At 63.1% G+C, this 22,552-nt stretch carries 16 protein-coding genes; all 16 read left to right on the top strand.

Annotated elements, in window-relative coordinates; genetic code table 11:
- Positions 1-4: 4 nt before the first annotated feature.
- A complete protein-coding gene (gene flhF, locus OPU96_RS03225) occupies positions 5-1,321 on the top strand; it encodes a flagellar biosynthesis GTPase FlhF (RefSeq protein ID WP_226455002.1) in 1,317 nt (438 codons plus the stop codon).
- A gap of 106 nt (positions 1,322-1,427) precedes the next feature.
- On the top strand, positions 1,428-2,261 hold the full coding sequence (gene fleN / locus OPU96_RS03220) for a flagellar synthesis regulator FleN (protein ID WP_003192912.1): 834 nt from the start codon (positions 1,428-1,430) through the stop codon (positions 2,259-2,261).
- Positions 2,258-2,998 carry an RNA polymerase sigma factor FliA gene (gene fliA, locus OPU96_RS03215; protein ID WP_065909829.1) on the top strand — a complete coding sequence of 247 codons (741 nt, stop codon included), beginning with the start codon at positions 2,258-2,260 and terminating at the stop codon, positions 2,996-2,998. Before fleN ends, fliA begins: the two co-directional genes overlap by 4 nt.
- Before the next feature lie 168 nt (positions 2,999-3,166).
- Positions 3,167-3,541: a chemotaxis response regulator CheY gene (locus tag OPU96_RS03210; protein ID WP_192296994.1), complete on the top strand. Its 375-nt coding sequence runs from the start codon at positions 3,167-3,169 to the stop codon at positions 3,539-3,541.
- An 18-nt stretch (positions 3,542-3,559) separates the two neighbouring features.
- Positions 3,560-4,348, top strand: coding sequence for a protein phosphatase CheZ (locus OPU96_RS03205; RefSeq protein WP_192296993.1), 789 nt, complete (start codon positions 3,560-3,562; stop codon positions 4,346-4,348).
- A gap of 11 nt (positions 4,349-4,359) precedes the next feature.
- Entirely contained in the window at positions 4,360-6,597 is a 2,238-nt protein-coding gene (locus tag OPU96_RS03200; RefSeq protein WP_498558639.1) for a chemotaxis protein CheA, read from the top strand.
- Positions 6,598-6,644: 47 nt separating this feature from the next.
- Positions 6,645-7,775, top strand: a complete 1,131-nt coding sequence (locus OPU96_RS03195) for a protein-glutamate methylesterase/protein-glutamine glutaminase (protein ID WP_305391300.1) — start codon at positions 6,645-6,647, stop codon at positions 7,773-7,775.
- A complete protein-coding gene (locus OPU96_RS03190) occupies positions 7,775-8,515 on the top strand; it encodes a flagellar motor protein (protein WP_192296990.1) in 741 nt (246 codons plus the stop codon). The genes OPU96_RS03195 and OPU96_RS03190 overlap by 1 nt, the downstream gene beginning before the upstream one ends.
- A gap of 121 nt (positions 8,516-8,636) precedes the next feature.
- Positions 8,637-9,524, top strand: coding sequence for a flagellar motor protein MotD (gene motD, locus OPU96_RS03185; protein WP_226455006.1), 888 nt, complete (start codon positions 8,637-8,639; stop codon positions 9,522-9,524).
- A 50-nt stretch (positions 9,525-9,574) separates the two neighbouring features.
- A complete protein-coding gene (locus OPU96_RS03180) occupies positions 9,575-10,363 on the top strand; it encodes a ParA family protein (protein ID WP_192296988.1) in 789 nt (262 codons plus the stop codon).
- Entirely contained in the window at positions 10,363-11,136 is a 774-nt protein-coding gene (locus tag OPU96_RS03175; RefSeq protein WP_192296987.1) for a CheW domain-containing protein, read from the top strand. Before OPU96_RS03180 ends, OPU96_RS03175 begins: the two co-directional genes overlap by 1 nt.
- Positions 11,137-11,215: 79 nt before the next feature.
- Positions 11,216-11,701 carry a chemotaxis protein CheW gene (locus tag OPU96_RS03170; protein WP_017735234.1) on the top strand — a complete coding sequence of 162 codons (486 nt, stop codon included), beginning with the start codon at positions 11,216-11,218 and terminating at the stop codon, positions 11,699-11,701.
- Entirely contained in the window at positions 11,702-12,094 is a 393-nt protein-coding gene (locus tag OPU96_RS03165; protein WP_226455008.1) for a DUF2802 domain-containing protein, read from the top strand. It abuts the gene before it with no gap.
- A gap of 493 nt (positions 12,095-12,587) precedes the next feature.
- Entirely contained in the window at positions 12,588-14,216 is a 1,629-nt protein-coding gene (locus OPU96_RS03160) for a ShlB/FhaC/HecB family hemolysin secretion/activation protein (protein WP_329959600.1), read from the top strand.
- A gap of 11 nt (positions 14,217-14,227) precedes the next feature.
- Positions 14,228-14,749, top strand: coding sequence for a toxin-activating lysine-acyltransferase (locus OPU96_RS03155; RefSeq protein ID WP_192296984.1), 522 nt, complete (start codon positions 14,228-14,230; stop codon positions 14,747-14,749).
- Between the two features lie 24 nt (positions 14,750-14,773).
- A complete protein-coding gene (locus OPU96_RS03150; RefSeq protein ID WP_498558638.1) occupies positions 14,774-22,543 on the top strand; it encodes a hemagglutinin repeat-containing protein in 7,770 nt (2,589 codons plus the stop codon).
- The last annotated feature ends 9 nt before the right edge of the window (positions 22,544-22,552 follow it).

The following is a 22,552-nucleotide window of genomic DNA, read 5'->3' as shown; positions in this document are numbered from 1 at the left end:
GGTTATGCAAGTGAAGCGTTTTTTCGCCGCCGATATGCGTCAGGCCATGAAACTGGTGCGTGATGAGCTGGGCGCCGATGCCGCGATTATCGGTAACCGTCGTATTGCCGGCGGTGTCGAGCTGACGGCTGCCCTGGATTACACGCCTTCGGCGCTGGCGCCGCGTGTGCCGAACATGGAACTCGAAGACGAGCTGCGCAAGACCGCCTCGCGCATTGTGTCGGCCCAGGCCGAACTGAGCATGCGCGGCGACAGCGATGCCACCACCAATCGCCAGTTGTTCGCCGGCCTGCCGCTGACCGCTGCGGAGCCCTTGGTTGAGCCCACCTTCACCGAACCACCGCGTCCTGCAGCGCCGCCACCGGCGGGCGCAGTCGACCAGCGTGTGTTCGACTCGATGCGCTTTGAACTCAATGGCCTGCGTGAGCTGCTGGAAGTGCAGCTGGGCTCCCTGGCGTGGACACAGTTGCAAGGCAGCAAGCCGGCCCAGGCCAACCTGTGGCGCCGCCTGCAACGCATTGGCCTGTCCGGCCCGTTGTCCCGCGACCTGCTGGCACTGACCACCGAAATCGAGGAGCCTCGCCAAGCCTGGCGCATGCTGTTGGCGCACCTGGCGCGGATGATCGTCACCCCGGAAATCGAGCCCCTGGAAGAGGGCGGTGTGATCGCCATGGTCGGCCCTGCCGGCATGGGCAAGACCACCACGCTGGCCAAGCTGGCCGCGCGTTATGTGCTCAAGTACGGCGCGCACAACATCGCGCTGGTGAGCATGGACAGCTACCGCATCGGCGCCCAGGAGCAGCTCAAGACCCTGGGCCGTATCCTCAATGTGTCGGTAACCCACGTCGACCCGGGCCAGTCCCTGGCCAACGCCCTCGATCCGCTGCTGCGCAAGCGCGTGGTGCTGATCGACACCGCCGGCCTGCAGGCCAGCGATCCGGCGCTGCGCATGCAACTGGAAAGCCTGGCCGGGCGTGGCATCAAGTCGAAAAATTACCTGGTGCTTGCAACCACCAGCCAGAAACAGGTTCTTACCGCTGCATACCACAGCTACAAACGTTGCGGCCTGGCCGGCTGCATCCTGACTAAACTGGATGAGACGGCGAGCCTGGGCGAAGTATTGAGCCTGGCGATCAGCCATGAATTACCGGTCGCCTACCTGACCGACGGGCCGCGGATCCCGGATGATTTGCATCTGCCGCGCCGTCATCAGTTGGTCAGCCGCGCTGTCAGCGTGCAAATGCAAGAAGAGCCTAGCGAGGAAGCGATGGCCGATATGTTCGCCGACCTCTACCACAACCCGGCAAAGCGGGTGGGTTGAGGGCAGGGCGAACACCGTGAAATGTATCTACATCGTTGGTCTGCAAGCGATTCACGCGGCCAAGCCATGTAGCCTGCGTCTAAGCAAGACAAGGTAAAGAAATAAAATGGGCAGCATGCATCCCGTACAGGTGATCGCGGTGACCGGCGGCAAAGGTGGCGTCGGGAAAACTAACGTGTCAGTGAATTTGTCCCTGGCCCTGGCAGAGCTTGGCCGTCGGGTCATGTTGCTGGATGCTGACCTGGGTCTGGCGAACGTCGACGTTCTGCTGGGGCTGACGCCCAAACACACCCTCGCCGATGTGATCGAGGGCCGCTGCGAGCTGCGTGATGTGCTGCTCCAGGGCCCTGGCGGGATCCGCATCGTACCGGCTGCCTCCGGCACCCAGAGCATGGTGCACCTGAGCCCGGCGCAGCATGCCGGCCTGATCCAGGCGTTCAGCGACATTGGCGACAACCTCGACGTGCTGGTGATCGACACCGCCGCCGGGATCGGCGAGTCGGTGGTCAGCTTCGTGCGCGCCGCGCAGGAAGTCTTGCTGGTGGTCTGCGATGAACCCACCTCGATCACCGATGCCTACGCCCTGATCAAATTGCTTAACCGTGACTACGGCATGAACCGCTTCCGCGTCCTGGCCAACATGGCCCAGAGCCCGCAGGAAGGGCGCAACCTGTTCGCCAAGTTGACCAAGGTCACGGATCGCTTTCTTGATGTCGCCTTACAATACGTAGGCGCAGTTCCCTATGACGAGTGCGTGCGCAAGGCCGTGCAAAAGCAGCGTGCGGTCTATGAAGCGTTCCCTCGTTCGAAGTGCGCACTGGCGTTCAAGGCTATTGCTCAGAAGGTCGATACTTGGCCATTGCCCGCCAATCCCCGGGGGCATCTGGAGTTTTTCGTCGAGCGATTGGTGCATCAGACGAGCGCGGGACCTGTGCTATGACATCCAGCGGCTACAACCTTTACAAGAAGTCGGCACGTGACAGCCAGGGCGAATTGATCGAGCGCTATGCGCCGCTGGTCAAGCGCATCGCCTATCACCTGCTGGCGCGCCTGCCGGCGAGTGTGCAGGTCGAAGACTTGATCCAGGCCGGCATGATCGGCCTGCTTGAAGTGTCGACCAAATACGATGCGAGCAAGGGTGCCAGTTTCGAGACGTACGCGGGCATCCGTATCCGTGGCGCGATGCTCGATGAGGTGCGTAAAGGTGATTGGGCGCCGCGGTCGGTACACCGCAATACGCGCATGGTCAGTGACGCAATTCGTGCAATTGAAGCAAAAACCGGTCGCGACGCTAAAGATCACGAAGTTGCGGCCGAACTCCAATTGAGTCTCGACGATTATTACGGGATTTTGAACGATACCTTGGGCAGCCGCCTGTTCAGCTTCGACGACCTGCTACAGGACGGCGAACACGAAGGGCTGCACGAGGACGGCGCGAGTGCACATCTTGAGCCGTCGCGCGACCTGGAGGATGAACGCTTCCAGGGCGCGTTGGCGGACGCGATTGCCAATTTGCCGGAGCGTGAGCGACTGGTGTTGGCGCTGTACTACGACGAAGAGCTGAACCTCAAGGAAATCGGTGAGGTCCTGGGGGTCAGCGAATCGCGTGTCAGCCAGCTGCATAGCCAGTGCGCAGCCCGCTTGCGGGGGCGGTTGGGAGAGTGGCGCGCGCGCTGACAGGCAGTGTGGGGACACTGCAGACGAGACCGTGAAGGCGTGACGCTTTTGCGGTTTTGCGCCGTGGTGCCCTGGGCAGTCCTTTTTGTGTAACGCCTGTTGATTGAAATGGCGCGTCCAGGTGCTGGGCGCGTTTAAGACTGCTTGGAGGTCGAATTGGACAAGAACATGAAAATCCTCATCGTTGATGACTTCTCAACGATGCGGCGGATCATTAAAAACCTGTTGCGTGACCTTGGGTTCACAAACACGGTCGAGGCGGATGACGGCCTTACGGCGATTCCGATCCTCAACAGCGGGAGCATCGACTTTCTGGTAACCGACTGGAACATGCCGGGCATGACCGGTATCGACCTGCTGCGTCACGTGCGTGCCGACGAAAAGCTGCGCGGCCTGCCCGTGTTGATGGTGACCGCCGAAGCCAAGCGTGAACAGATCATCGAAGCCGCCCAAGCCGGGGTAAACGGTTACGTGGTCAAACCTTTCACTGCATTGGCCTTGAAAGAGAAGATCGAAAAAATCTTCGAACGCATCCACGGCTAATGCCATCGCGGGGGAGCTATGGAGCATAAAGAAACATCACAGGGAGACTTCGAGTCGACCCTGAAAAAGCATGCTCACCAGTTGGTCGACTGCCTTGAGAGAGGCCAGTTCGGCGACGCGGTGCAGTTGATCCATGAGCTCAACCAGACCCGTGACCGCGGCCTGTACCAGGAAGTGGGCAAGCTCACGCGTGAGCTGCATAGTGCGATCGTCAATTTCCAGATCGACCCGCACATGCCCCAGGCCGAAGAGATCTCGCAGATCACCGATGCCACCGAGCGCCTGTCCTATGTGGTCAGGCTGACTGAGGCAGCGGCCAACCGCACCATGGACCTGGTGGAAAACGCCACGCCTCTGGTCAATGGCATGGCCACCGAAGCCCAGGCCTTGAGCCACGACTGGGGTCGCTTCATGCGCCGCGAAGTCGGGGCCGAAGAGTTTCGTGAGTTGGCACGTCGGGTCGAAGGTTTCCTGTCACGCAGTGAGCAGGAAAACCGCATGGTTTCCAGCAACCTCAATGACATTCTGCTGGCCCAGGATTACCAGGACCTCACCGGTCAGGTGATCAAGCGTGTGACCCAATTGGTCACCGAAGTGGAAAGCAATTTGCTCAAATTGGTGCTCATGGCAGGCCAGGTTGACCGTTTTGCCGGCATCGAACATGACCGCGAAGCGATCCTCTCGGAAAAAGATCCACAAAAACATCTCGCCAAGGGTGAAGGTCCGCAGATTCATGCCGATAAACGTGAAGACGTTGTATCGGGTCAAGATGATGTCGATGACCTGTTATCCAGTTTAGGCTTCTAAGGAGCACCCACATGAGCTTCGGCGCCGATGAAGAGATCCTTCAGGATTTCCTTGTAGAGGCCGGCGAAATTTTAGAGCAGTTGTCCGAGCAACTGGTCGAGCTGGAAAGCCGACCGGATGATGCGAACCTGCTCAATGCAATTTTTCGCGGTTTTCATACTGTAAAAGGGGGCGCCGGCTTCCTCCAGCTCCATGAGCTGGTGGAGTGCTGCCACATCGCCGAGAACGTGTTCGACATCCTGCGCAAGGGTGAGCGGCACGTCGACTCGGAGTTGATGGACGTGATTCTCGAAGCACTGGATGCGGTCAACGGCATGTTCAGCCAAGTGCGTGAACGTGCCCCGATCACCGCAGCTACGCCGGAACTGCTGGCCGCCCTGGCGCGCTATGCCGAGCCTGCCGACATGTCGGCGGCACCGGTGGCTGAAGCTGTGCCGGAACCTGTGGCAGAGCCCGAAGCGGACGTGACCGACAGCGAGTTCGAGCAACTGCTCAACTCCCTCAGCGCGGTCAAGGCCGAGGCTGAAGCTCCGGCAGCGCCCGTTGCGGCGCCGACGGGTGAAGACATTACCGACGCTGAATTCGAATCGCTGCTCGACCAGCTGCACGGCAAAGGCCAGTTCGCCGCCGACGCGGTGGCACCTGCCGCGCCGACCGAAACGCCTGCCGAAACGCCAGCCGCCTCGACCAGCACCGACATCACCGACGACGAATTTGAAGCGTTGCTCGACCAGCTGCATGGCAAGGGCACGTTTGCGGCCGACGCCTTGCCCGCCGTCGCAGCCACCGCGCCAACCGCGGCGGCTGCCACGCCTGCTGCCCCTGCCGCACCTGCCGGCGACGGACTGATCTCCGATCACGAGTTCGAGTCGTTGCTGGACGAACTGCACGGCAAAGGCAAGTTCACCGAAGTGGGTGCGACGGCCAAGGTCGCCACGCCAGCGCCAGCAGCGGCGGCGAAAGCTGCGACTCCGGCAGCCGCCAAACCGGCTCCCGCGCCTGCTGCGGCGCCCGCCGCCGCCGCCCCTGCACGTGCCGCGGCACCTGCACCGGCTGGCGCTGAAAAACCTGCCAGTGAAGCCGAAACCACCGTGCGGGTTGATACCGCACGCCTGGACGACATCATGAACATGGTCGGCGAACTGGTGCTGGTGCGTAACCGCCTGGTGCGTCTGGGCCTGAACAGCGGCGACGAGGCCATGCAGAAGGCCGTGTCGAACCTCGACGTGGTCACCGCCGACCTGCAAACCGCCGTGATGAAAACGCGGATGCAGCCGATCAAGAAAGTCTTCGGCCGCTTCCCGCGCCTGGTTCGCGACCTCGCGCGCCAGCTCAAGAAAGAAATCAACCTGGAACTGGTGGGTGAAGAAACCGACCTCGACAAAAACCTTGTCGAGGCCCTGGCCGACCCGCTGGTCCACTTGGTGCGCAACGCCGTCGACCACGGCGTGGAAACCCCGGAAGAACGCGAAGCCTCGGGCAAGTCCCGTGGCGGCAAGGTGATCCTGGCGGCCGAGCAAGAAGGCGACCATATCCTGCTGTCGATTACCGATGACGGCAAAGGCATGGACCCGACCATCCTGCGCAATATCGCGGTCAAGCGTGGCGTGATGGACAAGGACGCCGCCGACCGCCTGACCGACACCGAGTGCTACAACCTGATCTTCGCCCCGGGCTTCTCGACCAAGACCGAGATCTCCGACGTGTCCGGCCGTGGCGTCGGCATGGACGTGGTGAAGACCAAGATCAGCCAGCTCAACGGCTCGATCAATATCTACTCGACCAAGGGCCAGGGCTCGAAGATCGTGATCAAGGTGCCGTTGACCTTGGCGATCATGCCGACGCTGATGGTGATGCTGGGCAACCAGGCGTTCGCCTTCCCGCTGGTCAACGTCAACGAGATCTTCCACCTCGACCTGTCGCGCACCAACGTGGTCGACGGCCAGGAAGTGGTAATCGTGCGTGACAAGGCGTTGCCACTGTTCTACCTCAAGCGCTGGCTGGTGGCTTCGGCTGCCCATGAAGAGCAGCGCGAAGGCCATGTGGTGATTCTTTCCGTGGGCACCCAGCGTATCGGCTTTGTCGTCGATCAACTGGTTGGCCAGGAAGAAGTGGTGATCAAGCCTTTGGGCAAAATGCTGCAGGGAACCCCGGGCATGTCGGGTGCGACCATCACCGGTGACGGTCGGATCGCGCTGATTCTCGATGTTCCGAGCATGCTCAAGCGTTACGCCGCTCGGCGTATTTGATTCTGGTGGGGTAGGGCGGTTCGCCCGCCCCGCCTAACGGAGTGTTTATGGCAGTCAAGGTCCTGGTGGTGGACGATTCGGGTTTCTTCCGCCGCCGCGTCTCGGAAATTCTTTCCGCCGATCCAAGTATCCAGGTGGTCGGCACGGCCACCAACGGCAAAGAGGCGATTGATCAAGCCATTGCGTTGAAGCCGGACGTGATCACCATGGACTACGAGATGCCGATGATGGATGGCATCACGGCAGTTCGACACATCATGCAACGCTGCCCGACCCCGGTATTGATGTTCTCCTCGCTGACGCACGAAGGCGCCCGGGTAACCCTCGATGCGCTGGACGCTGGTGCGGTGGACTTCCTGCCGAAGAATTTCGAAGACATCTCGCGCAACCCCGAGAAGGTCAAGCAACTGCTGTGCGAGAAAGTCCACAGTATTTCCCGCAGCAACCGTCGCAGCCTGTTCAGCGCACCGGCCCCCGCGCCTGCGCCGACACCGGCGGCTGCCGCATCGGCGAGCACGTTCGGTCGCCCGGCACCCGCTCCGGTTGCCCGGCCTGCGGTGGCGGCACCGACGCGTGCTGCGGCCGCCACGGCGTACTCGCCAGCGCCGAAACGCAAAGCCTACAAGTTGGTCGCTATCGGCACCTCCACCGGCGGCCCGGTGGCCTTGCAACGCGTGTTGACGCAGTTGCCGGCCAACTTCCCGGCGCCGATCGTGTTGATCCAACATATGCCAGCGGCCTTCACCAAGGCGTTCGCCGAACGCTTGGACAAGCTGTGCCGCATCAGCGTCAAGGAAGCCGAGGATGGCGACATCCTGCGTCCTGGCCTGGCGCTGCTGGCGCCCGGTGGCAAGCAGATGATGGTGGACGGGCGCGGTGCAATCAAAATCCTGCCGGGCGACGAGCGCCTGAACTACAAACCCTGTGTGGACATCACCTTCGGTTCGGCTGCCAAGTCCTACGGCGACAAAGTTCTGGCGGTGGTCCTCACCGGCATGGGCGCCGACGGCCGTGAAGGCGCGCGCCTGCTCAAGCAGGGCGGCAGCGCGATCTGGGCGCAGGACGAAGCCAGCTGCGTGATCTATGGCATGCCCATGGCCATCGTCAAGGCTGAACTGGCCGACGCCGTGTACAGCCTGGACGACATCGGCAAGCATCTGGTGGAGGCCTGCCTCTAATGGATGTGTTGAGCCTGATCGGCATCACCATGGCGTTTGTCGCAATCATCGGCGGCAACTACCTCGAAGGCGGCCACCTCGGCGCCCTCGCCAACGGTCCGGCTGCGTTGATCGTGATTGGCGGCACCGTGGGCGCCGCGTTGTTGCAGTCGCCGTTGAGCTCCTTCAAGCGCGCCATGCAGATCTTGGTGTGGATCATTTTTCCGCCGCGCGTCGACCTGGCCGGCGGCATCGACCGCGTGGTCAACTGGAGCCTCACCGCCCGCAAGGAAGGCCTGCTGGGCCTGGAAGGCGTGGCCGATGCCGAGCCCGACAGCTACGCGCGCAAAGGCCTGCAATTGCTGGTGGACGGCGCCGAACCGGAAGCGATCCGCAGCATCCTGGAGGTGGATTTCTACACCCAGGAGAGCCGTGACATCAATGCCGCCAAAGTCTTTGAAAGCATGGGCGGCTACGCGCCGACCATCGGCATCATTGGTGCGGTGATGGGCCTGATCCACGTGATGGGCAACCTCGCCGATCCGTCGCAACTGGGCAGCGGGATTGCCGTGGCGTTCGTCGCCACCATCTACGGCGTGGCCAGCGCCAACCTGGTGTTGCTGCCGGTGGCGAGCAAGCTCAAGTCCATTGCCCAGCGCCAGTCGCGTTATCGCGAGATGTTGCTCGAAGGCATCCTGTCGATTGCCGAGGGGGAAAACCCACGCTCCATCGAATTGAAGCTCCAGGGCTTCATGGACTGATGGCGATGGTTATCGATCTGTGGCGCACTGGCCTTTGGTGGCGAGCGAGCAAGCTCGCCCGTCACCACCACAACACGCTCGCCAGCCACAGGGAATTGTGTGTTCAGAGAGGTAACTGCCAGTGAGCCGTCGCCGTCGCGAGCCTGAAGAACACGTCAACCACGAACGTTGGCTGGTGTCCTACGCGGACTTCATCACCTTGTTGTTCGCGTTTTTCGTGGTGATGTACTCCATCTCGTCGATCAACGAAGGCAAGTACAAAGTCATTTCCCAGGCGCTGATCGGGGTGTTCAACGACACCGATCGCGCCCTCAAGCCGATTCCCATTGGCGAAGAGCGGCCCAGGACCGTGACCCCGGCCAAGCCGCTGGTCAACGACAGCGACGAAACCGCCGCCGGCGTCGGTGGCACCAGTGATCCACTCAAGAGCATCGCCGACGACATCAGCGCCGCCTTTGGCGACCTGATCAGTTCCAACCAGATGACCGTGCGCGGCAATGAGTTGTGGGTCGAGATCGAACTCAATTCCAGCCTGCTGTTCGCCAGTGCCGATGCGCTGCCCAGCGACCAGGCGTTCACCATCATCGACAAGGTTGCGGCGATCCTCAAACCGTTCGAGAACCCGATCCACGTCGAGGGCTTTACCGATAATTTCCCGATCAGCACCGCGCAGTACCCGACCAACTGGGAGCTGTCCTCGGCGCGGGCGTCGAGCATCGTGCGCATGCTCGCGATGCAGGGTGTGAACCCCGGACGCCTGGCGTCGGTGGGGTATGGTGAGTTCCAGCCAGTGGCGAATAACGCCACGGTAGAAGGCCGCGCCAAGAACCGCCGGGTAGTGCTGGTGGTATCCCGCAACCTGGATGTGCGCCGCAGCCTGACCGGCACCGGCACCGCCAATGCAACACCGGATGCGGCCTTGAAGCGGGCTGGCACACAAACTGCACCGGCTCCTGCAAAGCCGCCGGTGCGTCAGAGCTCCGTCAATTCTCCGTCACCGGCTCAATAACCTATGCAATGTCTCGGTCGCGCCTGTGCCCACCGGGAGGAACCAACCGAATGAGAGTCTGGGCAGTTGCCAATCAAAAAGGTGGAGTCGGCAAGACCACCACCTCCATCGCCTTAGCCGGCTTGCTGGCCGAGGCGGGCAAGCGTGTGGTCGTGGTCGACCTCGACCCCCACGGCTCGATGACCAGCTACTTCGGCTACGACCCGGATGCGCTGGAACACAGCTGCTACGACCTGTTCCTGCACAAAGGCAGTGTGCCGGCCGACCTGCCGGGGCAACTGCTGCTGCCCACCAGCAACGACAGCATTTCCCTGTTGCCGTCGAGCACCGCGCTGGCCACCCTCGAGCGCCAGTCGCCGGGGCAGAGCGGCCTGGGCCTGGTGATCGCCAAGACCTTGGCGCAACTGTGGCAGGACTTCGACTACGCCATCATCGACAGCCCGCCGTTGCTCGGCGTGCTGATGGTCAACGCCTTGGCGGCCAGCCAGCAACTGGTGATCCCGGTACAGACCGAGCACCTGGCGGTCAAAGGCCTGGAACGCATGGTCAGCACCCTGGCGATGATCAACCGCTCGCGCAAGCAGGCGCTGCCGTACAGCATCGTGCCGACCTTGTTCGACCGCCGTACCCAGGCGTCCCTCGGCACCTTGCGCGTATTGCGCGATGCCTACCCGGACACCATCTGGAACGGCTACATCCCGGTGGACACGCGCCTGCGTGACGCCAGCCGCGCCGGCCTCACGCCGTCACAGTTCGACGGCAAGAGCCGTGGCGTGATGGCCTACCGCGCGCTGCTCAAACACCTGTTGTCCCAGCAACTTGTGGCGCAGGTGGCTTGATGAACCGTCCTGTCGAACTTAAGACCCGGCCACAACTGGCACTGGAATCCTACCTGGATGCCCTGCTGCAGGAGGCGACCGCCGAAGAGTTGCCCGAGCCGATTCTGGTGCTTGAGCCAGAAAGCACGCTGGATGAATTCCAGTTGGCAGTGCTCGAAGAACAAGCCCGTGATGCCCACGTTGCCCCGGTTGTAGCGCCATTTGAGCCCGTGGTGGTCGCCCCGGTGGTGGTCGAGCCGGTGGTCGAAGTGCACCTGCCGCCGAGCATCACGCCACCGCCGGTCACTGGTGATGGTCGCCCAAGCTGGGCTGCCGAGCCGTTCGAGTGCCTGCTGTTCGACGTCGCCGGCTTGACCCTGGCGGTGCCGCTGGTGTGCCTGGGCTCGATCTACTCCTTGGAAGGCCAGGAGTTGACGCCATTGTTCGGGCAACCGGAGTGGTTCCTCGGCATCCTGCCCAGCCAGGCCGGCAACCTCAAGGTGCTCGACACAGCGCGCTGGGTGATGCCCGACCGCTACCGCGACGACTTCCGCCAGGGTTTGCAATACGTGATCTCGGTGCAGGGCTACGAGTGGGGGCTGGCGGTGCATCAAGTCAGCCGCTCGTTGCGCCTGGACCCGAACGAAATCAAATGGCGCAGCCACCGGGGCCAGCGGCCTTGGCTGGCGGGCACCGTGATCGAACACATGTGCGCATTGCTCGACGTGTCCGAATTGGCCGAGCTGATCGCCAGTGGGGCCGTCAAGTCGATGCCCGGTAACACACGCAGTTGATTGAACAATAAGGGCCGCGCGCAAGTGCGGCCAACGAAGTACACACGCCGTTTCAACGGCATTTGAAGGGGTCAGGGGTATGAACAACAAGTCAGCGTCCGCACAAGGTTTGGATGATCCGATCCTGCAATGGGTAACCTTCAAGCTGGACAACGAGTCCTATGGCATCAACGTAATGCGCGTGCAGGAAGTGCTGCGCTACACCGAGATCGCGCCGGTACCGGGTGCGCCGAGCTACGTGCTGGGCATCATCAACCTGCGCGGCAACGTGGTGACGGTGATCGACACCCGCCAGCGTTTTGGCCTGGTGCCGACCGAAGTCAACGACAACACCCGTATCGTCATCATCGAAGCCGACAAGCAAGTGGTCGGGATCATGGTCGACAGCGTGGCGGAAGTGGTTTACCTGCGCCAATCGGAAGTGGAAACCGCGCCGAACGTCGGTAACGAAGAATCTGCCAAGTTCATCCAGGGCGTGTGCAACAAGAACGGCGAACTGCTGATTCTGGTTGAGCTGGACAAGATGATGAGCGAAGAAGAATGGTCGGATCTGGAGAACATCTGATTGTTTCTTGAAGCGGCAGTGATCGTCCTGGCCCTGTTGTGGGTCGGGACGTTGGCCTTCCTGCTGCGCTATTTGCGCCAGCAACGGGAAGTGGCCCTGCAACAGGCCGAGCGCGACGCCGTGCGCGACCGGCGTGTGGTCGAGCTGGCCAAGCGTGTCGATCACTTCCAGCAAAGTGCGGTGCGGGTCGGGGACGAGGTGCATGAACTGCGCGCGATCCTCGCACCGTTGCCGGACAAGCTGGCGCAGATCGAGCAGCGTGATCCGTCGAGCCTGTCGTTTGCCCAGGCGGCGAAGCTGGTGGGCATGGGCGCGACGGTGGATGAGCTGACCCAGTCTTGCGGCCTGACCCAGGCCGAGGCGCAGTTGATGAGCAAGTTGCACAAGAGCTGATCCTTGGTTTCATCCCAACTGTAGTGAGCGGGCTTGCCCCGCGCTGGGTGGCGAAGCCGCCCCAATCCAGGCGCCTCGGTCTTCCTGAAAAACCGCGTCGGCCCGTTTGGGGCGGCTGCGCCACCCAGCGCGGGGCAAGCCCGCTCACTACAGTTGTGTAGATCGGGATATGAAGCTGTACAAAAGTTGAATTTTTGTCGAGTCTGGAGAAATCAGCTCTAGGCCTCGAGATAGAGCCTTCAACACTAAAATCCGAGCCTTTCCCACCCCCCGTTTTTGCGAAATGTGTCACAAGGCCATACATCCCGATGGCACTTTTATGTCTTTGTGGTGACCAACCTGCGCATGTAGGAAGTTTCACTCACAAGGATGCGAAATGTCTTTCGACGCTCTACCTAGAACAAAACCCTCTGTTTTGCTGCAGTCTTGCGTCGCCACCTGCTCCCTTGTCGGTTTTCTAACCAGCGCGGCGGCACTCGCGGCTGAACCTCAAGTGCCTGCCCAGCAATTGCTCCTGCAGCAACAACGTGAACGTGCCCAGCGCGAGCAGTTGGAGCCGTCCCCCGACGTGCGTCTCGAAGCTCCGCAAGACAGCACCGGCACCCTGCGTCTGCCGCGCAATGAAACGCCGTGCTTCAAGATCGACCGCGTGGTCCTCACCGGCGAGCAATCCGAAGATTTCCAGTGGGCCTTGCGTGCCGCCAACCCGAGCGACGATCCGGTGCTGGGCCAATGCATCGGCTCTGCCGGTATCAACCTGACGATGAAACGCATCCAGAACGCGATCATCGCCAAGGGCTTCATCACCACCCGCGTCCTCGCCCAGGCCCAGGACTTGAACCAGGGCACGCTGGCGTTGGTGCTGGTGCCGGGGCGCATCAAGCACATCCGTTTCGCCCCGGGCACCTCCAGCCGCGCCAACTACTGGAACGCCATGCCCGCGTCGCCTGGCGATGTGCTCAACCTGCGCGACATCGAACAGGCGCTGGAAAACTTCAAGCGCGTGCCCACCGCCGAAGCCGACGTGCAGATCACGCCGGCCGAAGGCGCGGACGCGCAGCCGGGGGAGAGCGATGTGGTGATTGCCTGGAAGCAGGCGATTCCGGTGCGCGTCAGCCTGTCGGTGGACGACTCCGGCAGCAAACAGACCGGCAAGTACCAGGGCAACGTCGCCCTGTCGCTGGATAACCTGGCGAGCCTCAACGACCTGTTCTACATCAGCTTCAACCACGACCTGGGCGGCGGTCAGAGCGGTGATCGCGGCTCGAAGGGCCACACCGTGCACTACTCGGTGCCCTACGACTATTGGCAGTTGAGCCTGACGTCCAGCGAATACGACTACCACCAGACGATCGCCGGGGTGAACCAGGCCTATTCCTACAGTGGCCGCAGCCGGACCAACGAGGTGCAGCTGTCACGGGTGATCTACCGCGACGCAGTGCGTAAGACCACCGTGTCGGTCGGCGGCTGGAGCCGCACTTCCAGCAACTACGTCGAAGACACCGAAATCGAATCGCAACGGCGGCGCATGGCCGGTTGGCAGGCCGGGATCAATCACCGTGAATTCATCGGCGCCAGCACCCTCGACCTTGGCGTGGGTTATCGCCGTGGCACCGGCGCCCGCGATGCACTGCGTGCCCCCGAAGAAGAAACCGGCGAAGGCACCTCGCGCTCGCAGATCATCAGCGCCAACGCGCAATTGCAGGTGCCGTTCACCCTGGCCGATCAACGCCTGCGTTACGTCGCGGGCTGGCGCGGGCAGTGGAACCGCACGCCGCTGATCCCTCAGGACCGCTTTTCGATTGGCGGGCGCTACACCGTGCGCGGCTTTGACGGCGAGCAGATCCTGTCGGCCGAACGCGGCTGGACGTTCAGCAACGACCTGGGCCTGAGCCTGGCCAACACCGGCCAGGAGCTGTACCTGGGCGTGGACTACGGCGAAGTCGGCGGGCATTCCACCCAGCACCTCGCGGGCCGACGCCTGGCTGGTGCGGTGGTGGGCCTGCGCGGCGGCTACAAGCAGTTTTCCTATGACATCTACACCGGCAAACCCCTGGAAAAACCCAAGGGTTTCCAGACCGCCGACGTGACCAGTGGCTTCAGCGCCAACTGGTCGTTTTGAAGGAGCCCAGCATGCGCCACGACACCCTGGAGGTGCTCGCCCCCGAGCGCGCCGACAGCGCCATCGACGAAGCCCAGGTGCTGGGCTCGGCGGTGTGGCTGTGGATGCACTCGGCGGCCCATCGCGATGCGCCGTTGCACAGCCTGTCGAGCCTGTTGTTGCCGGCGATCAAGCGGCGTCAGTTCATCTTGATCAGTGAGGAAGGGCGGCCGGTGTTTTTCCTGTCATGGCTCAACCTCAGTGCCGAGGCCGAGGCGCGCTACCTGCGTGCACCCGCGGTGTGCCTGCCGGCAGAAGACTGGGACAGCGGCGATCGGTTGTGGGTCAACGACTGGGTTGCGCCGTTCGGCCATACCCGGCGGATCAGCCGCTTGCTGCTGCGGCGTCTGTGGCCCACGAAGGTGTTCCGCGCGCTGCACCACAAAGGCGAAGAGCGCGGTTTGCGCGTCTTGAACTTCCAGGGTATCGCCGTCCTGGACCTGGAGGCGCAAGCCTGGTTTGCCACTCACCCGTTACCCAGCGACGCGCTCTGATCGGTCACCGCGCAAAGGATTTGCATGAACAAGCATCTATTTCGAGTTGTCTTCAACCGCGCCCGTGGCCTGCTGATGGTGGTGGCCGAGAACGTCAAGAGTGCCTGCAAGGCCCCCGGCACCACACGCGCCGTGGCCCAGGCCGGCCCGCTGGTGGCGACGCTCACGCCCCTGCGCTTTGCGCTGATGCTGGGCATGGGCTGGGTCGCGCTGGTCGCGCCCGTCCAGGCTCAGGTCGTGGCGGACGGCTCCGCGCCTGCGGGCCAGCGCCCGACTATCGGCGCCGCCGGTAACGGTGCGCCCGTGGTGAACATTACGGCGCCGAGCGGCGCGGGCGTGTCGCGCAACACCTATTCGCAGTTCGATGTGGACAAGCGCGGAGTGATCCTCAACAACGGCGCGACCAACAGCCAGACCCAACTGGGCGGCTGGATCGAAGGCAACCGCGCGCTGGCCAACGGCAGCGCACGGGTGATTCTCAACGAGGTCAATTCGAACAACCCGAGCCAGTTGCGCGGCTTTGTCGAAGTTGGCGGTTCCAAGGCCCAGGTGGTGATTGCCAACCCGTCGGGCATCACCTGTGAAGGCTGCGGTTTTATCAACGCCGACCGCGCCACGCTGACCACTGGGCGCGCGCAGTTCGAGAATGGCTTGATCAGCGGCTATCAAGTCTCGGGCGGCAAGGTCACGGTCGGCGGCGCAGGCATGGACAGTACCCGCGCCGACTACACCGAGATCATCGCGCGCACCGTCGAGGTGAACGCCGGGATCTGGTCGAAAGACCTGACCATCAAGACCGGCACCAGCGGCCAGCCGCCGGCAGACACGCCCGCAGTGGCCATTGACGTGGCGCAGCTGGGCGGCATGTATGCCGGCAAGATCACCCTGGTCGGCAACGGCGCCGGTGTGGGCGTGCGCAACGCCGGGCAGATCGGCTCCAGTGCCGGCGAAGTGGTGATCAGCAGCGACGGGCGTATCGAAAACCGTGGCCAGATCAGCAGCGCCACCGACCTGACGGCCACGGCCGACAAGGGCATCGACAACAGCGGCACGCTGTTCGCCCAGGGCAACCTGGCGCTGACCACTGGCGCCGATATCGACAACAAAGGCATCGCGTCGGCCCAAGGCAATGCACGCCTGAGCGCCACTGGAGCGATTCGCAGCCACACAGGTTCGGCCCTGGCGGCGGGCGTCGACAGTGCCGGCAAGCTGGGCAACAGCGGCTCGCTGACCCTGACCTCGGCGGGCACGATCACGGCCAAGGGGCAGAACCTCGCGGCACAAAAACTCACCGCCAACGCCGCCCAGGTCGACCTGAGCGACAGCCAGACCTCGGCCCAGACCGTCGAGCTGACCAGCACCAATGGCAACCTGGACCTGCGCCGCAGCCGCGTCACCGCAGGCCAGGCGCTGACCGCCAACGCCAATCAGAGCTTGCTCAGCGATGCGGCCCAGGTGGGCGCGGCGCAGATCAGCGTCACCGCGCTGGACCTGTCCAACGCCGCCGGCAAATGGGTCCAGACCGGCAACGGCGGCATGCGTGTGACCGTCACGCGCAACCTCGATAACACCGGCGGCACCCTCGCCAGCGGCGGGCGCCTCGACGTGAGTGCCAACACCCTGGGCAACCGTGGAGGCCTGGTGCAGTCCGGTGCGCAGGGCGACCTGGCCGTCACTGCGCGCGAGCACCTGGACAACGCAAACGGCAAGCTGGTGACCGCCGCGCAACTGACCCTCGACGGCGGCACCCTGGATAACAGCAGCGGGCAGATCACTGCAGGCGGCGCGCTGGGTATCAACGCCGCGCAGTTGAACAACGCCAAGGGCACCGTCGCCGCCACGCAAAACCTGACAGTCACCGCCGGTAGCGTATTGAACCAGGGCGGTACGCTTGGTTCGGTGGCCGGCGATTTGCTGCTCAACAGCACTACCACAGCGCTCGACAACACCGGCGGCCGCCTCGAGGCGACCAAGGCATTGACCGTCAACGCCCAAGGGTTGACCAACAGTGGTGGCGTGGTCACCGCCGCGCAACTGCGCGTCGACACCCACGGCCAACAGCTGGACAACAGCGGCGGCACCCTCAACGCCAGCGACACCCTGACCCTCGACAGCGGCGCGCTGAACAACGACGGCGGCATCGTGCAGGCCAAGTCGAGCCTCAAGGTGGACACCCACGGCCAGTTGCTGACCAACCGCGATTCGGGCAGCACCGGCGGCATCCTCGGCCAGCGCGACGTCACCGTGCACGCCGGGCAGTTGCTCAACGACCGTGGCTTTATCGGCAGCGCCAGCACCTTGCAGGTCTACGCCCAGCAACTGAGTAACCAGGCCGGTCTGTTGCGGGCCGACGGGCATCTGTTGCTGAGCAGCGCCAGTGTGGATAACAGCAGCACCCAGGGCGCCAACCAGGGCATCAAGGGCCAGTCTGTCGCGATGGATGCAGACACTGTCAGCAACCGCAGTGGTTCGATTGTTTCCGACACCACCCTGAGCGTCACCGGCAGCGGTACCGTGGACAACGAACAGGGGATTCTCTCGGCCGGTAGCAACCTGACCGTGGCCGACCGCGACCTCGCGCAAAAACGCCAGGTCATCAACAATGGCGCAGGCACCTTGATTGCCGGCCAATCGCTGTTGATCGACAGTGCCAACTACACCGGCAGTGGCAAGGTGTTGAGCCTGGGCGACCTGACGTTCCGCCTGACCCAGGACTTCATCAACAGCGGCCTGTTCCAGGCCAACGGCAATGTGGCACTGGCGACCGCCGGGCGGCTGACCAACGTGGGCACCTTGCAGGCGGGCAACCTGCTGCGCCTCGACGCCAACGTGATCGACAACGGCGCCGCTGGCGTGATCAGCGCACGTAGCGTGCAGGCCAATGCGGCCACACAACTGGACAACCGTGGCCTGATCGACGCCGAGACCACTCGCCTGGGCACCGCAACCCTGAACAACCTTGGCACCGGGCGCATCTACGGTGATCAACTGGCGATTGCCGCCGGCACGCTCAACAACACCCTCGAAGGCGCATCGGCCGCGACCATTGCCGCACGCAACCGCCTGGACATCGGCGCGCAGGTCCTCAACAACCGCGAACACGGGCTGATTTTCAGCACCGGCAACCTGTTCATCGGCGGTGCACTGGATGCCAACGACCAGGCCAGCGGCCAGGCGCAGGTGTTGAACAACGCCAGTGCCACCGTCGAAGCGCTGGGCAGCCTGACTGTCAACGCCAGGCAGATCAACAACACCAACGAACACTTCGCCACCCAGCAAGTGCAGGTGTCCACCCAGGCGTTGCAGGAATACCTGCTGTCGGGCTCGACCAACCGCTACCTGCCGGGGCAGATCTCGCTGTACAACGACGAGGTGCTGCACCTCGTCACCCCGGAAGGCTACGGCACGCGCTGGAACCGCTATGACTACACCCGCACCGTCACCCAGACGCAGATCGTCGCTTCGGACCCGGCGCAAATGCTCGCCGGCGGCAATATCAACCTGATTGCCGACCAGGTGTACAACGACAAGAGCCGGATCATCGCCGGCCAGGCGTTGAACGCCAGCGTCGGTTCGGTAATCAACACCGAATTGAGCGGCCAGAAAGTCACGTCCGACAGCGGCACTTTGTCCAGCTACTACCGCATCCAGCGCAAAGGCCGTGACCGCCAGGGCCTGAACGTCACGGCGTATACCCCGGCGCCGTTGATCGAGCAGATCTCGCTGACGCCGACCGTCTTTACCGAGTACGCGGCCATCAACGGCACGGGCACCCAGGTCGGCGCGCTGGTGCTGGCCAAGGTCACCGACAGCGCGGCGGGTACCGGTGACCTTGCAGGTGCCGGGCGCACGTATGCGGTCAGCCCGATCAGCCAGGTGCAGGCGCTGACCCAACAGAACGCGACCGGCGCGGTGGAGCAGATCCGTACCGGCGGTTTCAACCCGGACCTGCCCAACAGCAGCCTGTACCAGATCAACCCGAACAGCACCGCCGGTTACCTGGTGGAGACCGACCCGCGGTTTGCCAACTACGGCAAGTGGCTGTCGTCGGACTACATGCTCGAACGCCTGAACCTTGACCCGGCGGGCACTCAGCAACGCCTGGGCGACGGGTTCTACGAGCAGAAGCTGATCCGCGAACAAGTCGCGCAGCTCACCGGGCGCCGGTTTGTCGACGGCTATGCCAGCGACGAAGCGCAATACCGCGGCATGATCGACAGCGCCGTGACCCTGGCCGACCAGTGGAAACTGATCCCGGGCGTGGCGCTGACCGCCGAGCAAATGGCGCAGTTGACCAGCGACATCGTGTGGCTGGTGTCCAAGGACGTCACCCTGGCCAGCGGCGAAGTGCGCCAGGTGCTGGTACCGCAAGTGTATGTGCGGGTTCGCGAAGGCGATGTGGATGGCTCGGGCGCGTTGATGGCCGGGCGCACCCTGAACCTGGATGTACGCGGTGACCTGGTCAACTCGGGCAGCCTGGCCGGGCGCGACGGTGTGACCATCAGCGTGCAGAACCTCGACAACCTCGGCGGGCGCATCCAGGGCAACGACGTGTCGCTCAATGCCAGCCAGGACCTGAACAACATCGGTGGCCTGATCAGCGCCAACAGTCGCCTGGCGTTGAGCGCCGGCAATGACATCAACGTGCGTTCGATCACCACCGACAGCACCAGCGAGCAGGGCATCCGCACCGCGTTGTCGCGGGTGGCCGGGCTGTACGTGTCGGCCCCGGCGGCGAACCTGATTGCCACGGCGGGCCATGACATCAACCTGCAAGCGGCCCAGGTCAGCAACACGGGCGTCGGCGGCAAGACCGCGCTGGTGGCGGGCAACGACATCACCTTGAGCACGCTCAAAGAGTCCTATACCCAGGCCAACCAGTGGGACGGCGACAACTGGCGCAAGGAAGCCGGGCGCAATGAGGTCGGCAGTTCGGTACAAGCCAACGGCGACATTCGCCTGGGCGCCGGGCGTGACGTGCAGGCACGCGGTGCGCTGGTCAACAGTGACGCCGGCGCGGTGTCGGTCAGCGCGCTGCGCGACATCAACGTCGAGGCCAGCGAGCGCTTCAACAGTGCGGACGAGGCGCACAAGGTCAAGGGCAGCAACGGCATGTTCTCCAGCAAGACCACCACCACCCGCGACACGGTGGCCCAGACCACCGCGCAAGGCTCGACGTTCAGCGGCGAGCAGACGGTGATGCAGGCGGGCAACAACATCACCCTCACCGGCAGCAACGTGGTCTCGACCTCGGGCACGGCGCTGGTGGCGGGCAATGACATCAAGGTGTTGGCGGCCACTGAGACCCTCGACGAAAAACACACCAAGGACGTGAAGACCAGCGGCATGTTCAGCGGCGGCGCGATTGCCGTCACCATCGGCTCGCAGCAGCAGACCAACAAGGACAGCAGCCAGCAGACCACGGCCGCCGCCAGCAGCGTCGGGTCCACCGACGGCAATGTGCTGATCAGCGCGGGCGGCGAATACCGCCAGGTTGGCAGCAATGTGAGTGCGCCCAAGGGCGATGTGTCGATTGACGCATCCGAGGTCAATATCCTCGAAGCGCGCAATCTCGCCGCGCAGCAACAGGAGCAGCGCTTCAAGCAGACCGGCGTGAGCCTGACCCTGACCAACCCCATCGTGAACGCGGTGCAAACCGGCCAGCGCATGAACAAGGCCGCCGAGCGCACCGACGACAAGCGCATGAAAGCCCTCGCCGCGCTGAACACCGCCTGGGCCGCCAGCGAAGCCCATACCCAGGTGATGGCCGACCCGGCAGCGGCGGGCGGGATCAACTTGAGCATCGCCCTGGGCATGAACAAGAGCGAGAACAAAAGCGAGCAGACTTCCAACACAGCGGCCGGCTCGACGGTGGCGGCGGGGCACGATGTGTCGATTGTGGCCACGGGCGGCAAGCGCAACAACGACCTGACCGTGCAGGGCAGCCAGATCACTGCCGGCAACGATGCGTTGCTCAAGGCCGACGGCAATATCCTGCTGGCGGGTGCGCAGAACACCATCGAGCAGCACAGCACCAACAAAAGCGTGAACGGCAGCCTGGGGATTGGGATCTCTTTCGGCAGCGAGAAAAACGGCCTGAGTTTCAACGCTTCAGCCTCCCAGAGCCGTGGCAATGCCGATGGCAACGACTTGGTCTGGAGCAACACCCACGTGACAGCGGGCAACCAGGCCAGCCTGATCTCCGGCAAGGACACCACCCTGCGCGGTGCAGTGGTCTCGGCCGACAAGGTCAAGGCCGACGTCGGCGGCGACTTGAATATCGAGAGCCTGCAAGACACCAGCACATTTGCCTCCGAGCAGAAGAGCATGAGTGCCGGCATCAGCATCTGCATCCCGCCGGTCTGCGCTGGCGCGGCGACGGCCAGCTTCAGCTCGAGCAACACCAAGCAGAAGTCCAACTTTGCCAGCGTCATCGAGCAATCGGGCATTCGCGCCGGCGACGGTGGTTTCGACCTCAACGTACGCGGCAACACCGGCCTCAAGGGCGGCGTGATTTCCAGCACCGACAAGGCCATCGCCGACGGCAAGAACAGCCTGACCACCGGCACGCTGACCGTGGCCGACATCCACAACACCTCCGAAGCCAGCGTCAAGACGTCAGGGGTGGAGCTCAGTTCGGACATGCTCGACGGCAAGCTCGGCACGGCCAAGGCGCTGCTCGCCAACAGCCTCGCCAACGGCTCGGACTCCGACTCCGCCGCCAGCGACACCCGCAGCGCCATCAGCGCCGGCACCCTGGTCATCACCAATGCCGAGCGCCAGCGCGTGGTCGCCGGCATGAGCGTCGACCAGACGATTGCCAACCTCAACCGCAATACCGAGGCTGCCCATGCTGCCGTGGAGCGTCTGGACGTGGCGGAAATGGGGCGCAAGGTCGAGGCTGAGCAAGAGATCAAGCGTGAGTTCTACAACCAGGTGTCGCTGCTGGCGGATGAGGCGTATCGCAAGATCTTCCTTGAGAAGGCGCGGGTGTATGAGGTGTTGAAGGATGAGAATGGCAAGGCGCTGCTGCTCGATGGCAAGAAGGTTCAGTACCGCGAGTTGAGCGACGAAGAAAAGCAGCACCTCAAGCCTGGCCCGGACGGCAAGGTACATATCGCCAACAACGGCATTTTCAACGACGCCGACGGTGCCGCCAAATATGCCGAGCAACACAGTTCGGCCGACACTGGGCCGCAGTATCTGATCCATTTCGAGAAGGCCAACAACTTCACGTCGGAGTTGATGATCGCGGCGTATCAGAAGAACCTGGAAAACGATTTCTGGGGCCTGTCCAACGCGACGGTGCAGACCAAGGAATACATGGTCCAGTTCGGTCAGAGCGGGTTGCATATCGACGGGCATAGCCGTGGCACCATGACCACGGGCAATGCCATGGAGTCGTTGGTACGTGATCAAGCGAACGTTGGGCTGTTGGGTGATACATCGATGAACTTCTTCGGGGCGGCGTATGGGGTGAAAAAGGCCGATACGCTATTGGGGATATTGCAGGACCGTACAAAAATCACCTCGGCGGAACAGCGCGACGGGTTGATCTTGAAGTATCAGAACCATGACTTCGACCCCGTTGCCCGCACACCGGGCGTAGGGTTCAACCCGGGGACTGGCGGCAACATTCCCGATGGCAGTAATCGCTTGTGGGAGTGGTTGAAGGTATTTGGTGCTGAGAACACCGTGCATAACTGCTACGCCAATGGCGGAGAAGCGTGCCGCAAATACTGGAGCCACTCCCCCACGGGCAAGCCAGAGTTCGTCAAGGTCCCGCAATCATGAGGAATCCGA

This window comes from Pseudomonas sp. RP-B7 (assembly GCF_059803535.1).
Note: the sequence above shows the minus strand (reverse complement) of the source record. Positions and strands in the feature narration are given on the sequence as shown.

What these genes read in the sequence shown, in the direction of transcription:
- OPU96_RS03150 (WP_498558638.1), top strand. Translation starts at nt 14,774, where the DNA reads ATGAACAAGCATCTATTTCGAGTTGTCTTCAACCGCGCCCGTGGCCTG.
- OPU96_RS03195 (WP_305391300.1), top strand. Translation starts at nt 6,645, where the DNA reads ATGGCAGTCAAGGTCCTGGTGGTGGACGATTCGGGTTTCTTCCGCCGC.
- OPU96_RS03170 (WP_017735234.1), top strand. Translation starts at nt 11,216, where the DNA reads ATGAACAACAAGTCAGCGTCCGCACAAGGTTTGGATGATCCGATCCTG.
- OPU96_RS03210 (WP_192296994.1), top strand. Translation starts at nt 3,167, where the DNA reads ATGAAAATCCTCATCGTTGATGACTTCTCAACGATGCGGCGGATCATT.
- OPU96_RS03175 (WP_192296987.1), top strand. Translation starts at nt 10,363, where the DNA reads ATGAACCGTCCTGTCGAACTTAAGACCCGGCCACAACTGGCACTGGAA.
- fliA (WP_065909829.1), top strand. Translation starts at nt 2,258, where the DNA reads ATGACATCCAGCGGCTACAACCTTTACAAGAAGTCGGCACGTGACAGC.
- OPU96_RS03180 (WP_192296988.1), top strand. Translation starts at nt 9,575, where the DNA reads ATGAGAGTCTGGGCAGTTGCCAATCAAAAAGGTGGAGTCGGCAAGACC.
- flhF (WP_226455002.1), top strand. Translation starts at nt 5, where the DNA reads ATGCAAGTGAAGCGTTTTTTCGCCGCCGATATGCGTCAGGCCATGAAA.
- OPU96_RS03155 (WP_192296984.1), top strand. Translation starts at nt 14,228, where the DNA reads ATGCGCCACGACACCCTGGAGGTGCTCGCCCCCGAGCGCGCCGACAGC.
- OPU96_RS03190 (WP_192296990.1), top strand. Translation starts at nt 7,775, where the DNA reads ATGGATGTGTTGAGCCTGATCGGCATCACCATGGCGTTTGTCGCAATC.
- OPU96_RS03205 (WP_192296993.1), top strand. Translation starts at nt 3,560, where the DNA reads ATGGAGCATAAAGAAACATCACAGGGAGACTTCGAGTCGACCCTGAAA.
- OPU96_RS03200 (WP_498558639.1), top strand. Translation starts at nt 4,360, where the DNA reads ATGAGCTTCGGCGCCGATGAAGAGATCCTTCAGGATTTCCTTGTAGAG.
- fleN (WP_003192912.1), top strand. Translation starts at nt 1,428, where the DNA reads ATGGGCAGCATGCATCCCGTACAGGTGATCGCGGTGACCGGCGGCAAA.